This is a genomic window from Ruminococcus flavefaciens (genome assembly GCF_900143025.1).
GTDB classification, from domain to species: domain Bacteria; phylum Bacillota; class Clostridia; order Oscillospirales; family Ruminococcaceae; genus Ruminococcus; species Ruminococcus flavefaciens_I.
On the sequence record NZ_FRCT01000001.1, the window covers coordinates 213,654 to 228,580 of the forward strand.

Annotated in this window: 16 protein-coding genes; all 16 read left to right on the top strand. The window is 36.5% G+C overall.

Annotation, left to right across the window (positions count from 1 at the left end; translation table 11 throughout):
• Positions 1-14: 14 nt before the first annotated feature.
• The 16 genes from BUB28_RS01005 to BUB28_RS01080 all read left to right on the top strand — a co-directional run bounded on the left by BUB28_RS01005 (position 15) and on the right by BUB28_RS01080 (position 14,886).
• Positions 15-1,172, top strand: coding sequence for a glycosyltransferase family 2 protein (locus tag BUB28_RS01005; RefSeq protein WP_072947848.1), 1,158 nt, complete (start codon positions 15-17; stop codon positions 1,170-1,172).
• Positions 1,173-1,178: 6 nt separating this feature from the next.
• On the top strand, positions 1,179-2,207 hold the full coding sequence (locus tag BUB28_RS01010; RefSeq protein ID WP_072947850.1) for an ABC transporter ATP-binding protein: 1,029 nt from the start codon (positions 1,179-1,181) through the stop codon (positions 2,205-2,207).
• Positions 2,208-2,236: 29 nt separating this feature from the next.
• On the top strand, positions 2,237-3,001 hold the full coding sequence (locus tag BUB28_RS01015) for an ABC transporter permease (protein WP_072947851.1): 765 nt from the start codon (positions 2,237-2,239) through the stop codon (positions 2,999-3,001).
• A gap of 64 nt (positions 3,002-3,065) precedes the next feature.
• Positions 3,066-3,653 (top strand): SIS domain-containing protein, encoded by a 588-nt coding sequence (locus BUB28_RS01020; protein ID WP_072947853.1) that lies wholly within the window; start codon positions 3,066-3,068, stop codon positions 3,651-3,653.
• 12 nt (positions 3,654-3,665) lie between these two features.
• Complete coding sequence (locus BUB28_RS01025) at positions 3,666-5,165, top strand: asparagine synthetase B family protein (protein WP_072947855.1); 1,500 nt, start codon at positions 3,666-3,668, stop codon at positions 5,163-5,165.
• A gap of 1 nt (position 5,166) precedes the next feature.
• Positions 5,167-6,465: a hypothetical protein gene (locus tag BUB28_RS01030; RefSeq protein ID WP_072947857.1), complete on the top strand. Its 1,299-nt coding sequence runs from the start codon at positions 5,167-5,169 to the stop codon at positions 6,463-6,465.
• Complete coding sequence (locus tag BUB28_RS01035; RefSeq protein ID WP_072947858.1) at positions 6,462-7,397, top strand: NAD-dependent epimerase/dehydratase family protein; 936 nt, start codon at positions 6,462-6,464, stop codon at positions 7,395-7,397. The genes BUB28_RS01030 and BUB28_RS01035 overlap by 4 nt, the downstream gene beginning before the upstream one ends.
• The gene (locus BUB28_RS01040) at positions 7,369-8,091 is read left to right on the top strand and encodes an HAD family hydrolase (protein WP_081373329.1); all 723 of its coding nucleotides are present in this window, start codon (positions 7,369-7,371) and stop codon (positions 8,089-8,091) included. Before BUB28_RS01035 ends, BUB28_RS01040 begins: the two co-directional genes overlap by 29 nt.
• A 17-nt stretch (positions 8,092-8,108) precedes the next feature.
• Positions 8,109-9,062 carry a Gfo/Idh/MocA family oxidoreductase gene (locus BUB28_RS01045; RefSeq protein WP_072947862.1) on the top strand — a complete coding sequence of 318 codons (954 nt, stop codon included), beginning with the start codon at positions 8,109-8,111 and terminating at the stop codon, positions 9,060-9,062.
• Positions 9,059-9,814, top strand: coding sequence for a sugar phosphate nucleotidyltransferase (locus tag BUB28_RS01050; RefSeq protein ID WP_072947863.1), 756 nt, complete (start codon positions 9,059-9,061; stop codon positions 9,812-9,814). The genes BUB28_RS01045 and BUB28_RS01050 overlap by 4 nt, the downstream gene beginning before the upstream one ends.
• The gene (locus BUB28_RS01055; RefSeq protein WP_072947865.1) at positions 9,811-10,947 is read left to right on the top strand and encodes a glycosyltransferase family 4 protein; all 1,137 of its coding nucleotides are present in this window, start codon (positions 9,811-9,813) and stop codon (positions 10,945-10,947) included. Before BUB28_RS01050 ends, BUB28_RS01055 begins: the two co-directional genes overlap by 4 nt.
• Positions 10,935-12,101, top strand: coding sequence for a glycosyltransferase family 2 protein (locus BUB28_RS01060; protein WP_072947867.1), 1,167 nt, complete (start codon positions 10,935-10,937; stop codon positions 12,099-12,101). The genes BUB28_RS01055 and BUB28_RS01060 overlap by 13 nt, the downstream gene beginning before the upstream one ends.
• Before the next feature lie 15 nt (positions 12,102-12,116).
• Positions 12,117-12,674 carry a DUF402 domain-containing protein gene (locus BUB28_RS01065; RefSeq protein WP_072947868.1) on the top strand — a complete coding sequence of 186 codons (558 nt, stop codon included), beginning with the start codon at positions 12,117-12,119 and terminating at the stop codon, positions 12,672-12,674.
• A gap of 24 nt (positions 12,675-12,698) precedes the next feature.
• On the top strand, positions 12,699-13,709 hold the full coding sequence (locus BUB28_RS01070) for a GHMP family kinase ATP-binding protein (protein WP_072947870.1): 1,011 nt from the start codon (positions 12,699-12,701) through the stop codon (positions 13,707-13,709).
• Positions 13,706-14,329 carry a histidine phosphatase family protein gene (locus tag BUB28_RS01075; protein ID WP_072947872.1) on the top strand — a complete coding sequence of 208 codons (624 nt, stop codon included), beginning with the start codon at positions 13,706-13,708 and terminating at the stop codon, positions 14,327-14,329. The genes BUB28_RS01070 and BUB28_RS01075 overlap by 4 nt, the downstream gene beginning before the upstream one ends.
• A gap of 50 nt (positions 14,330-14,379) precedes the next feature.
• The gene (locus BUB28_RS01080; protein ID WP_207647069.1) at positions 14,380-14,886 is read left to right on the top strand and encodes an HAD-IIIA family hydrolase; all 507 of its coding nucleotides are present in this window, start codon (positions 14,380-14,382) and stop codon (positions 14,884-14,886) included.
• Positions 14,887-14,927: the final 41 nt, after the last annotated feature.

Here is a 14,927-nt window from a genome sequence, read left to right on the forward strand (position 1 = left end):
ACAGGAGGTAATACATGGAAAACAAGCTGTTAAGTATCGTATTGCAAAATTATCACAGAATAGAGAACCTGAAGTATGTTCTTAAAAGCTTATCAGAACTTGATTTTAATAATGATGATGTTGAAATAATCGTTTGTTCCTATGAATATTCTGATGAACTATATAATAAAATTCAGGAATATAGTTCGGATATCAGTATTTCAGTGTTTTTCTCGAATTCTTCCTGGAATATAAGTAAAGCAAGAAATAATTGTATATCACTTGCAAGAGGAAAATATATAGTATTCATAGATGCGGATATTCTGTGTCCTGTTGATACTCTGAATAAAATAATGGATTTTTATAACAATGTAAACAGCGAATGTATGCAGATCGGTTTTTTGTATGGATATGATGAACGTACTTCTGTAGAATACTATGAGAATAAGGATTATTCATTTTATCAGAATTATCTTCAGAACGATAAACGTCCTGAAATGAATATAGATTATCGTTTTGAAAATGATACATCAGTTCTCCCGTGGGCTTTTTGCTGGACTGCTTTTGTTGTTGTTCCGCGTGAAAAACTTATAAAAAACAATTTATTCTTTGATGAAGGATTTACAGGTTGGGGCGCAGAAGATATCGAATGGGCTTATCGTATTTATAAGTCCGGCATAGATATAGAATTCAACAGGGATATCTGGGCTATTCATTTGCCGCATAAACGGGACAGCAGAAAGAATTTCGAGCAAAATCAGAATAATTATTATCTGTTTCTGAAAAAAACCAATGAACTTGAAGTTGAAATGGTAGGTGGATTGGGAGATATTCGAGCTAACAGACTGTATTATGATATGAAAAATTACTTTTCCGAATTAGAGGAAGAAAATGGTGGTAGAATATCGGTTGCAGAATGTCTTGAAGGGGATAAAAGAGTTTTGTATGTAGGGGTGATCGTAAATACTGACAATGAAATAAATGATATATCTTTTTCCGGAAATGATATCGTTAATGTGTATAATCTGATCGGGTTTTATCTTCCGTATACTGATAATTATTTCGATGTAATATATACGATGCCATTATTTGATAAATATCCTGAGGAATATAAAAAATACATTTTCAGAGAGTTGAATAGACTGTCAGGCAGGATAATACCTGCATTATCCAAAATGAAAGATAGTGAATGAGTTGAGATGAAAGATATTATTGCTGTAACAAATTTGAAAAAAACGTATAAAGTATTACAACGGCGCGACGGATTAATAGGTACGTTTAAGGATTTGATTTCGAGAAATTATAATAGTGTTGATGTTGTAGATAATATTAATTTTAATGTTAAACGAGGTGAAATAGTAGGGTTTCTTGGTCCGAACGGTGCAGGTAAATCAACGACTATAAAAATGCTTACGGGTGTTTTAAAGCCAACTGATGGAATATGCCGTGTAAATGACTTTGATCCGTTTAAAGATAGAAAAAAGTATGTTAAAGAGATCGGTGTCGTAATGGGACAGCGCACTCAATTATGGTGGGATCTTCCGGTTATAGAGTCTTATAAGCTCCTTAAAGTAATATATGATATATCTGATGAAGTCTATCATGGCAACCTTAAAATATTTGAGGAGTTGTTAGGACTTAAAGAGCTTTACTACAAACCTGTAAGAAACCTTTCACTTGGACAGAGAATGTTATGCGATATAGCTGCGAGTCTGCTTCATGATCCTAAGATAATTTTTTTAGATGAGCCTACAATAGGTCTTGATGTATCTATAAAATACAGGATACGCGAACTTATAAAGAAAATGAATCAGGTGAGAAACACTACGATCATTCTGACAAGTCATGATATTGGCGACATTGAGAGCCTTGCCGAAAGAATAGTTCTTATAAATAAAGGTAAACTTTTTTTTGATGGTAAAAGTGATGAATTCTGCAAAACTTTCTCTAATACGAAGAATATAGAATTCAGCATCGGTGATACAGATGACAGTACAGAAAAGGAACTTAACGAAATTCTGATAAGACTGAACAGAAAAAACGGTAAAATTCCCAAGCTTGCAACCGATAATGGTCAGGATTACACTTGTGCGGTCAATACTGAGGAATATGAAATATCTGAACTTGTGGAAGCGCTGATAAAACGATTTACAATAAGAGATATAAATATTGGTGCCGTAAGTTTGGAAGTGATCCTTAAACAGGTATATGAAAGGGAAAGCTTGTGAGGAAGTATTTATATTACATAAAGAACAGTATGCTTATAGGCCTGTCTTACAGAGTCTACTTTTTTGTTTCGATATTAACTAATATAATAAGCATAGTTTTATATTATTATATGTGGCTTGCTGTTTATGATTTTGATAAAAAAAAGGTCATAAACGGAAGCACGTTTTCAGAGACATTTTCTTATGTGGTAATTGCAATGGGAATATACAGCTTTTTGCAGGTCTGGCTTGAATGGAGGATACAGCCTGATGTGATAAGCGGAAATATTTCTGTAAAACTGATTAAGCCGATAGATTATCAATTCTCATTACTTTCTGAAGCTCTTGGAGCTTCGATCAATAATTTTATAGCAATTACTATACCAACATTAGTACTTGTGCTTATTATATCACCGTCAGGAATAGTGTTAGGCAGAAACATTTTTTTCTTTGTTATATCAATGATATTCTCGTATTTTCTGAATTTTTGTATTGATTTTATTATTGGATTAACAGCTTTCTATACAGAATCAATATGGGGTATTTCGACAACAAAAGAAGCTATTGTATTATTTTTGTCTGGAGCAGTTATTCCGTTGTATTTCTTTCCTGAAAAGATAAGAACGGTCATTGAAATGCTGCCGTTCAGGTATATTTATAATGTTCCGATACAAATGCTTCAGAACAGTTATGGCAGTACATCGCAAATGTTTACAGCTGTTTTTATGCAGCTGTTTTGGACGATAGTTTTAATATGCATAAGTAGAATTATGTATTTATGTATAGTAAAAAAACTTATGGTGAATGGAGGTTGAGACAGTACTTTAATTTTTAATCGGTCAAATCTACTAAATACTAAACAGAGAGGAAAAATTAGCAATGAACTATGTAAACAACGTAACAAGTGAAACAAATGAATATTGTTATGATATGGCAGCTCAATTGAATATGCTGTCTATCGACGATATGGAGAGGGCGTATGATGTTATTTTAAATGCGTTAAAAAATGGAAACAGGCTGTTTGTAGCAGGAAATGGTGGAAGTGCTGCAAATGCAAATCATTTTGCGTGTGATATAAATAACGAAATGAGATGCAAAAACTTTAATAAAGAAGCAAAAGTGATTTCTTTATGCGAATCTATTCCGAGGATAACGGCGCTTGCAAATGACTATGGATATGAATATGTTTTCTCTATGCAGATGGCAGATATGTGTTCTGATGATGTTCTTGTTTTGCTGAGTGTGAGCGGCGAGTCACATAATCTTGTTAATGCGCTTACAGCAGCCAAGCAGGAGGGCGTAACAGTTATTTCGGTAGTAGCCAGAGAGTCTACATTATCCGAAATGTCAGATCACAGTATTATTTTCGGCAATGGTGATTATGGAATATCTGAAGATTTTCAATCTGTGTTTTTCCATATTTTAAAAAGAAAAATAAATGAGGGCGCAGCTCATTTATATAAATGATGGAGGCATAAAATGTGCGGAATTGTAGGAGCTTTTGATAGCAAAAAAGAAATTGGCATACCTTTTATAAAAGATATGCTTGATAAAATAAAGTTCAGAGGAAATGAAGAAACGCTGTTTGAAATGGATTGCGTTGAAGATGCAGGTGTATTTCTTGGAACTAACAGACTGCCGATAACCAAGCCAATGAATAATAAACAGCCTGTTGTTTCGGAGAACAATGAGATCATGCTGGTAATGAATGCCGAAATATTCAACTATAGAAAGCTTTCTGCGGATTACGGACTCAATAATATTATTGAGTCCGACTCCGGAGACACTATATTTCTTGCAGAGTTTATAAGTAATTATGGGATCAAGAAAACTCTCAGTGAAATAAATTTTGAGGGAGCTTTTATATACTTTGATAAAAAAAGCAAACAGATCGTGTTTGCAAGAGATCATCTTGGCATAAAGCCTTTATATTACATATCCGAAAACGGAAAGCTGTTGATATCGAGCGAAATAAAAGGACTTGTGGATTATAAATGCAGCAGGATCAATGTTGTTGAGCCAGGTCATGTATATTTTTATGATCTTGAAAGCCAAAAACTCGAGTCGGAAAAGTGGTTTACCGTTGAAAAAGGACTGGAAAAAGAAAGCCTTTCGGAAATATTCAAAAGTGCTGTTGAAGAAAGGATACCTGATGAAAAGTACGCAATACTTTTATCGGGCGGACTTGACAGTTCACTTGTCATGGCAGCAGCTTTAAGGAAAAATCGCAATTTTGTTGCATATACTCTTTGCACTTGTGACTCTCCGGATCTTTTGTTTGCAAGAAATCTTTGCAAGAAGCATGACATAGAGCTTATTGAAGTCAAGGCTGAAAGCAGTGAGCAATTAAAGGAGAAGATACCCAAGATAGTCGGCATAGTGGAAAGCTGGCAGTGGCAGGTAATAAACCATTCTGCTCCAATGGATGTATTATTCAAAAAGATACATGATGATGGAATAAAGGTGGTTCTGACAGGCGAAGGCGCAGATGAATTGTTTTTTGGCTATGATAATTACGGCTGCGAAAAAGAAGGGAAGAATGAAGAAAGGATCAGAAGGATACAGGATCTTCATAAAACCAATTGCCGCAGACTTGATCGTATGGCAATGGCATATAGTATTGAATGCCGTGTACCTTTTCTTGATAAAAGAATGGTGCAGCACGCATTGAATTATTCATTTGATGAGTGCGTAACAGCAGATAATAATAAGATGCCTCTTAGAAAAATGGCTGAGGAATACCTTGATATCGACTATTGTCAGAGAAAGAAACTCTCTCTGGCAAAGGGAGCAGGATACAAATATGGCAGCGGCTATGAGGAAAAGAATGTTTTTGGAATAAATAATGATTTCTCTTATGATATGTCTGAAAATAAGTATATGCAGTACGCTATATATCCTATCGAAAGATATTTGATAGATATTGCATATAAACTTGGATATTTGAAGGCAGAATATCTTCTTACGGCAGGTATATAAAATGTGGATACGTGCGTATAAAGGTAATATTTCGGTTAATGAAGCCAGAGTTCCGGGAGGCAAACATTCGTTTGCACATTCTATAGCGGTCGGTGCGCTTGCAGATGAGGTGTTTTTTACCAATGTTCCTGTAATTCGTGATTCGATAGTAATGATCGAATTACTGAAGGAAATATTCGGACAAGTTATATTTGATCGTGAAAGGCATACGCTTTTTCTTGCAGAAAAAAAGACACCTTCTGAAATAGTGATAACAGAAAAGATGCTGAAGCAGTCAAGAAATATTTTTTGTATTATGCCTGCATTGCTTTCAAGAGCGGAAAAGCTGGTCATTAAAGGTGAACCCAAAGGCTGCAATATAGGTGAACGTCCGACTGATTGGTATTATGATATAATGAAGCGTTTTGGAGCGTCTTATATTTATAGCGATGATGCAATAGAGATAACATGGCGCGAAAAGAAGTGTGCGGATATAAGTTTTGAATATCCCACTATGACGGGTACAGTCATAGCATATGCCTGTGCCTGTGCTTCAACAGGAACAAGTATCATAAGGAACTGCTCTGAGGAACAGTCGTGCGATGATGAGATCGATTGTATCAGGGAATGTGGTATAAAGGTCGAAGGCGATCATTCTGCATTTACTATAATAAATAACGGTATGAACGAAAAAGTCACTTTCAAATGCAGATGCGACAGAATTTATGCAGCAACTTTATTAAGTGCGGCTATACTTGCGGGAAGGTCTTTTTCAGTGTATTCAGATGATGTCATACGTATTCCAAGATATATTGAATTTGCGAAAAATATAGGCTTGGAAGTTATAGATGAAGGCAGCAGGATAACTGTAAAGAATAACGACAAACTCGGACCTGCTATTATAAATGCCGGTTCTGAGCCCAAATACAGTAGTGACTGGGTACCGTTTGCTATGTTGATACTTGCGGTAAAGGTTAAAGGGGTCAGTGTTATAACTGATGATGTTTTCATAAAAAGAGGACAGTTTATCAATTGTTATCATAATAAGAATAATTTTGCCAATATTGAGATATCAGAAACCATAATAAACGGCCGCAAAGCAATGAAAGCGACTATTAACGGGAATGGCAGTAAAAGAATAGATGGCGGAGGCACTGATTTGTGCGAGGATATTCGCGGTACAGCAGGCATAGTGCTGTCTGCAATAGTTTCTGAAAACAATGTTGAGGTTTCGGGGGATTTTCAACTTTCAAGAGGGTATGAAGATCTGATTGGTGATCTGAAAAAGTATGAATTTATTGAAGAGGTGAAAGCTATATGAAGGTTATAGTAACAGGAGGAGCAGGTTTTATAGGCAGTCATGTGGTGGGTGAATTGCTTGAAAAGAAACATGAGGTTTATGTGATAGATGATTTTTCTTCAGGTAAGCTTGAAAACATTTCTGAATATTTACCTTTTATTAATGTTATCTGTTGTGATATAACAAGCTGTGAATACAGAAAAATAGCAAAGCGGATTTGTCCTGATTATGTTATACATTTGGCAGCGCAGGCAAGCGTGGCGGTATCGCAGAAGGATCCGTTTCTTGACGTTAAGACCAATTTATTGGGATTAGTAAATATTCTTGAAAGCTGCAGGGAATTATCCTGTAAAAAAATAGTGTTTGCAGCGAGCGGAGGAACGATATACGGAGATGTTCCGGAGGATAATTTGCCGATCACAGAAGATCTTCCGCTAAAGGCTTGTTCTTTTTATGGACTTACAAAGATGACATCAGTACATTATCTTGAATTGTATAAAAAACACTTCGGTCTGGATTACTGTGCGCTTGCTCTGGGAAATGTATACGGTCCAAAGCAGGATCCTTATGGTGAGTCTGGCGTAGTAGCCATATTTACAAATAAATTTATAAATAATGAGGAATGCAGGATCAATGGAGACGGAAGCGTTACAAGAGATTATGTTTATTGTAAGGATATAGCGAGAGCTTTTGTTATGGCGCTTGAAAAAGGACATGGCATAATAAACCTGGGAACAGGTGTTGAGACCTCTGTTACGCAAGTATATGAAATGATAAAAATTGCAAGCGGCAGGACTGCGCCGTTAAGACACGTTGCGCCGCTTCCGGGAGAGGTAAAGCGTGTGGCACTGTCAAATTCAAAAGCTAAGCTTGAGCTTGGCTGGGAACCGCAGTTTGATTTTAATAATGGCATAAAGCTTACATATGAAGCAGAAGAAAAGAGAGGTATATAATATGTTGGATAATATAGATGCAGTATTTCTTGATGCGGGCGGAGTATTGTTAAGACCTGATGTTTTTCGTATAAAGGCGCTTTTTCCCGAGCTTGAATTAGATGAGGAGATGATAGACAGGGCGTTGTATCCTTCCGAAAGTCATGCAGGAGCAGGATTGGCTCCGGGAGATGATGATAATCAGTTCGTACATGAATTTGCGATCGCCTGCGGTATTCCTGAGACAGCTCTTGATGAAGAAAGAGAAAAAGAAATGCAGAACATAATGCTTTTTAGTCCGTGGATAGCAAGAAAAATCACAGAGACCAAAAGGTTTATTGAATACATAAAATCGACAGGCAGAAAAATAGTTATTGTTACAAATACTGAGAACGGACTTGCAAAAAATGTTCTCAGAGGCGCATATGTATGCACGGAAGGTGAAAATGATTGCGGAATATCAACGGTGGACAAGATCGTTGATACATGGCTGGTAGGTATTCACAAACCTGATCCTGCAATATATACATATACTGCTGATCTTATAAATGTAGATATAAAAAGATGTTTACATATCGGCGATTCGTTTCGTAATGATTATGAAGCGGGTATGAAAGCAGGTGCAAAGGTATTGCTGTTCAGACCTTATGAAAAAAGAAGTGAAACGACGATATGTTCACTTCTTGACGTTTTGCCTGATGAAGCAGTTTCTTGATAAAAGGAGGAAGAAACGTGTTTGATACTATACTTGTTGTAGGTTATGGAAGAATTGCAGAGGTATTATACCTGCCATATCTTCTCTCGCTTGACTGTAAGATCATTGTTTGTGAAGTAAATGATGACAGGCGTGAAGCTCTTTTATCACTCGGCTCACAGGTGAAGGTCGTTTCGGAGATCCCATTTGCTGAAGAAGGGAAAAAATGTGCTGCACTTAATTTATCACCTGTTTGCTTTCACGCGAAAATAAACAAAGAGCTTCTCGAAAAGAAATGGAATGTTTTTTCGGAAAAAACGCCTGCTGATTCAGAGGACGAGTGGGAAGAACTTGTTGAGTGTGCTTTAAAAAATAAGTGCATAATTTCTTCGGCTCCGGTATCTGCGAATATTGCAGAAGAAGAAAAGATCGAAAAAGATATCAGGAGCGGATTATTTGGTGATATAGCCGAGATACACTGTGAGTTTATTGGCGGCGGACCTGCAAGGCGTGGTTTTATATCAAATCAGAGGAAATGGATGCTTGCAGAAAAAGATGCCGTAAGAGTTGATCTTGCGCCGTATCTTATTATGCCTGTTATAAGCAGGATAGGCAGCATAAGCAATATGCAGTGGTTTTCAAATGATATACACCCTATGGTGGATATTCAGGATTCTGATGAAAAAATAAAGAGCATATGCGGAACTTCCGAAATCGGAATAGGCAAGATAAATGATTCGCTTTTGACTGTTTTGGTATCATACCGCACATATGTAAAAGATGTTGTGACAACTGTTGAGATAGTAGGCACCAAAGAAAAGAAAAAGTATTTCCTCAATGAGATCGTTGAAGAAGGAAAGCATAGCTATGACCGAGTTGAACAAGCATTATCACTTGTTGACAGGTGTATTTCTGATAGTGAATATATGTTACATCACAGTAAAATGATCAAAAATATGTTATATTGTTTGCAGAAGGGAGAAAACAAGTGAAGGCGGTTATCCCTGCTTCGGGTGATGGGACAAGAATGGCTGCTTTATTAAAAGAAAAGCCAAAGGAATTAGCAGAAATAAATGGACGGCCTCTTATACAATATGCAATAGATGAATGTTTAAGAAGCGGGATCAAAGAGATAATCGTTATTGTATCTGTAAAGAAAACAGAGCTTATCCGGTATCTTGAGGAAATAACTTCGGATTATGAAGATAAGAATGTTTTTATAGATATTGTATATCAAAACGAAAAAAACGGTTCGGGCGGGGCTATAATAGCGGCACGAAAGAACATTGACAAAGATGATTTCTGCGTCTTATTTCCTGATGTCTTTCTTCACGAGAATGAGTCGAATCTTGAGCGAATGATAAAGGTGTTCGATAAATGTAATGCACCTGTTATTCTTGTTGATGAAATAAGAGAAGATGAACTTGATCGTTACGGGATAACTGTGGCTGAAAAAATGACAGACGGATATTATGATATCGAATATATGCTTGAAAAGCCGCTGAAAGCACCTAAAGCACGTTTGTATCACGGTATTATAGGAAGATATGTTTTGCCAAATTCGTTTATCGACAAGCTTGGAGATTTAAAAATGAACAGTAAAAATGAGATCGATTTGTCAGAAGCTCTTATAGAAAGCGGGAAAAAGACAGCAGTTCTTATGAATGGTAAACATTATGAGTGCGGGTCTGTAAGCTCTTATACCGAATCTGTTGAGTGTCTGCGAAAAGTTGAAGCATTATGAAAACAGTTCTCGTACTTGCTCCGAATGTTAAGCCGTATCCCGGAGGAGCTGAAATATATATTTCAAATCTTATTGAGCATCTTCCGGCTGAAGAATGGCGGGTAATATGTGTTACAGAAAATGTTCCTGAAATAAAGAGAAAAAATATATCCTATATACCTTTGATCGCAGATATTGAGCGGATAAGATCAAATAAAACTGTGACATGGCGTGAAATGTATTTTTCACTGTTCGATCAGTTGGTGGAATTGGAAAATGAAAAAATAGATATAATACACGCTAACAGCATGGAGGCGTGTATTATAGGGAAGATACTTTCAATTCAGATGAAAGCGCCTCTTGTAGCAACTATTCACGAGCATATGCCGGAATTAAAGAGCTTTGGCAGAGGACGTGTCGGTTTGATATTTGACAACTTAGCTCCTGATGCGATCATAGCACCAAGTTCATATTATTTCAATAGGACAGCAGCATATGGCTATGATGAATCACGTATATACAAAGTTATGCATGGCATAGATGCAGAAGAATTCACTGGTTTCAGAAGCAAGATCGATCTGCGGAAAAAGGATGCTTTGAATATTCTGTTCGTCGGACGTGTATATGAAACAAAAGGATTGTATTATCTTGTTAAAGCTCTTGTAAACTGCGATATTCCCGTGAATTATCATCTTAATGTTGTCGGTCCGATAACAGATGCAAGCTATAAGGAAAAGATAGATGATCTTGTTTGCGAATATGGTATTTCTGATAAAATTAGTTTTACAGGAGCTGTATCACCTGATATGGTCAAAGAATATATGAGTGCATCTGATTTGATGATCGCGCCGAGTCTTGATGAAGGTTTCGGACTTGCAATTGTCGAAGCAATATTTATGCATATTCCTGTTATAGCTGCGAAGGTCGGCGGAATCGTTGATATTATTACGGATCGGAAAGAAGGACTTTTATTTGAACCGAAAGATGTATCAGGACTCATAAAATGCATACAGACTTTTATTTCTGATCCTGCAATGATAAAAAAATATGAAAAAAATGCTTTTATAAAAGCGTCGGCTTTGTTTAGGATAGAACGTATGGCGAAGGAAACAGCCGGTGTGTATCGAAAGGTAATTAAAAAATGGGAAAATTAAGAGAAAACATTATTGAGAAAGCACTTGTGTGTGCGGTGACTTATTATGATGAAAAAAGTAAGATCAGTCCTTCACTTTCAGCCAGAGTTCATGAGGTTTTCAAGAGGATAACTGAGTTGCTGATAAAGGAATGCAGACTTACTGAAAGCGATTTTCTTCGTATTCTTGACGATCATAAAGATATTGATTTTTATAATGCTGTACTCCGCGTAATCCGGGATTCGATCACTGAAAAAGGAATAGAGCTTTTGAATAACGAATTGATGTTTCTTGCTGAATTCGGACGTATACTTCCTTATCGGGGAAGGTATTATCATACACTTCCGAGTAAAAATGATAAAAAATACGAAATAGAATTCCTTTTAAAAAGCAATGATGATCTTGAGCCAAAGAAGTGTTCTAAACATAAGATCGCTGTAATATTGAGTTTCAGAATTGATTGCGATGAGCGCCTTAGAAATCTTGTCGCTTCACTGTATTCGATAAGAACACAGGAAATAGGCAGAGAAAATATATATATCGTTGCGGTAAATCAGGATAATGAAGACAAATATCGTGAAAAGCTTGAGAAATATGTAGACGAATACGTCTTTGTTCACAATTCCGGTACATATAACTATGCATGGGGAAGAAATGTCGGCGCAAACAGGATAAAAGATGCAGATATCTATGTATTCTGGGATATAGATATCATAGCAGAAAAGAATATGTTGAGCGAGATATATAAGGCGTTTGAAGATGGAAAAATCCAGAGTGCAGTTCCGTATTGCAGTGCATATAATCTTGATGATATTTCAACATCTTCAGCTATAATTTCTATGACTAACGGCAAGATATCTGAAATAGCGGAAAACTCATATTCTCAGGTAATGCATGAAGTTTATGGTATGCTTATTTCGACAAAGCCTGAAATGTTTTATAAGATCGGCGGACAAGATGAACGTTATGAGGGCTGGGGAGATGAAGACAATGATTTCTATCAGAGGCTTTATCTTAATGGCGAAGTAAGAAGGCTTGAACTTGATATTTTTCATCTGGATCATCCGCGTCCTGTTATGAGGGTAAATGGTGAAAAGATAAATAAAAAGTATATCGGCGATTTAAAAACGAGCGGAGTTGATATAGGAAATATTGATAAGTATTCTGATAACTGAAAGAGGAAAAAGATCATGGAAACAGGAGAAATGCTCCATAAAATAGATGATAAAGTCTGGTTCAGCTGTGCTGTTATGATACTTGAAAAAACAGACGAGTATATAGCGTTCAGGATATGTCGTGATACTCCTACTATGCGGGCAGCGGACAAAGAAGGAAAAGTTTTGCGTCTTGGCTGTGATGAATGGACTTTGAAGGAACAGCTGTGGCGCGACAATGACCTTACGTACATTTTTCCATATGAAGACTACATCGGTTATGGGATACTGACAAACAAGGAAAAAGGTTTTATAAGTTATTATCTTAATTTTCAGGACAAGGTTAAAATTGAAGGGAATAAAATAATTACTCTTGATTTTGAGCTTGATTTTGTAGTTACTGATTTTGATAAAAGAATATTTGCGTGGAAAGACGTAGAAGAATTTGAAAAGCTTAGGAAAGAAAAATTTTTTAAAACAGATCATTTTGATGACTTTGAATATGATGAAGAGGAAATGTTTTTTAAGCTTGAAAAATATAAAAGACATCTTGATCGTCTTTCTGCAATAAATACTGAAAAAGGAGGCCTGTGATAAAGCTTTATCGCAAATTATAAAATGGGAAAAACAATAGTTTCAAAGTCGCCTTTCAGGATATCTTTGGGAGGCGGAGGTTCTGATATTATTTCATACAGCAGCAAATACGGAGGAAAAGTGATAGGCTTTTCTATAGACAGTTACGTTACAAGTATGATATCGGCTCAGAACGAATTTCAGAAAAGAAATGTTATTAAATATTATGATGTTGAAGAATACGAAAATTCTTCTGAAATAACCAATCCTTTCCTCAGAGCTGCCATGGAGATCTCAGATGTAACAAGCAGGTACAGCATGAGTATTTTATCAGATACTCCGCCGGGTTCAGGACTTGGTGGTTCGGCTGCATTTCTCAACTCTGTTATCAGTGCAGCATATTCTCTTGAGCATGATAGCCTGAAAAAAGAAGAGCTTGCAGAAATAAGCAGCAGTATAGAGATCGAAAAACTCAAACTTCCCGTAGGCAAGCAGGATCATTATTTATCTGCTCTTGGAGGAATGAATATGATAACTTTTAATAAGGACGGTACAGTCGAGATCGAACCGATCAGGGTAAGAGAAAACTGTGCAGGATATTTAAAGAATAGGCTGTTACTTTTTCATACCAATATCTGTCGAAAAGCGGGAGAACAGCTTGAGTTTCAGAGTAAGAAAATCGTTGAGAATAATGAAAAAACGATATGTTTGGTAGATTATATGAAAGAATTGGTCGGAGATGTATATAATGCTTTTTCAAGTGATTCGCCCGATGAAATAGGACCAATTATACAAAAGCATTGGAAATACAAGTATTCGCTCAATAATAATAAGGTAAATTCGGATATGAATGATCTTTTTGAGCTTTGCTATAAGAACGGTGCAGACGGATGTAAAATACTTGGTGCCGGCGGCGGAGGATTCATATTGATAAGCACCAAAGAAGGCGCCCAGCAGGAGATACGACGTATCCTTACGGAAAAGAATATGCGTGAACTAAAGTTTGATATCGACTATGGCGGAACTCAGATCTATGAATTAGGAGGAAAACAATGAGTAGAAAAATTTATTTTACAAGACATGGCGAAACGGAAGATAATGTTATCTCAAAACTTTCAACTTTACCGCCCGGACCATCGCTCACTCAGCGCGGCAGAGATCAGGCAGAAGAACTCAAAAAGAATCTTGCAGATCTGAAAATAAGCAAAATATATTCAAGCCCCTTGATACGCGCAGTCGAAACTTCAGAAATAATCAATCAGAAATATAATGTTGAGATAGTACGTGACAAGCGTCTTTCCGAACTTCTTGTCGGCGACAAGGAAGGACGAAATGATGATAAAGTTTTTGAGGAATTAGATGTTGTGTGGAAAGAATGGTCTCTTAACAATAATCTTTCTGTGGAAGCAGGCCGTAATGGTGAGACTGCGCAGCAGGTTCTTGAAAGAGGCGGAGAATTCCTTGATGAACTCATAAAATCAGATGAAGATGATGTTCTTATCGTTGCCCACAGTGGTATACTTGAACTTCTTCTCGGACATAAATGCTGTAATCTTGAACCTATTTTCTGCTATGAGAACTGGTTCAGAAATTGCCAGATAGTTGAAACGGAAGTGCGTGGAGATAGTATATTCTGTACCAAATGGGGCGATATGGAAATACCGGAAGCAAAATGATATTTATACAGCATATTTTAGATCCAACTGCTTACAAAAAAATAATCTTTATGGATCGTGATGGAGTAATAAACGAGGATTCTCCTGATTATGTAAGATCAAAGTCACAGGTGAGAATAAAGGAGTCTGCTGAAAAAGCATTGAAATTACTCCATAGTAATAAAATTGGTATCATAATCGTTACCAATCAGAAAATGATCGGTAAAGGACTTGTAACGGTCGGAGAAGCAATAGATATTCATATGGATATCCTGAAAAAATTGAATTATGAAAAGTATTCGATCATAGCATCATGTATATGTCCGCATCTTGATTCGGATAACTGCAATTGCAGAAAGCCCGCTTGCGGAATGGCTGATCTTGCAGAAAAGATTTATGGAATAGATGCAAGTAAAACATATATGATAGGTGATAGGATGACAGATGTGGGATTTGCGTCCAATAAAGGCATGGAATGTCTGTTCCTCGGGGATCAGGAGACGGAATATCAAAAATGTCATATGTTTGAAGATGTTTATGAAGCTGCATCATGGATTATTGGTAAAGAAAAAGGATAATACGGATACTTTTGATATTTGATCATTTCAAAAAAGGAGGT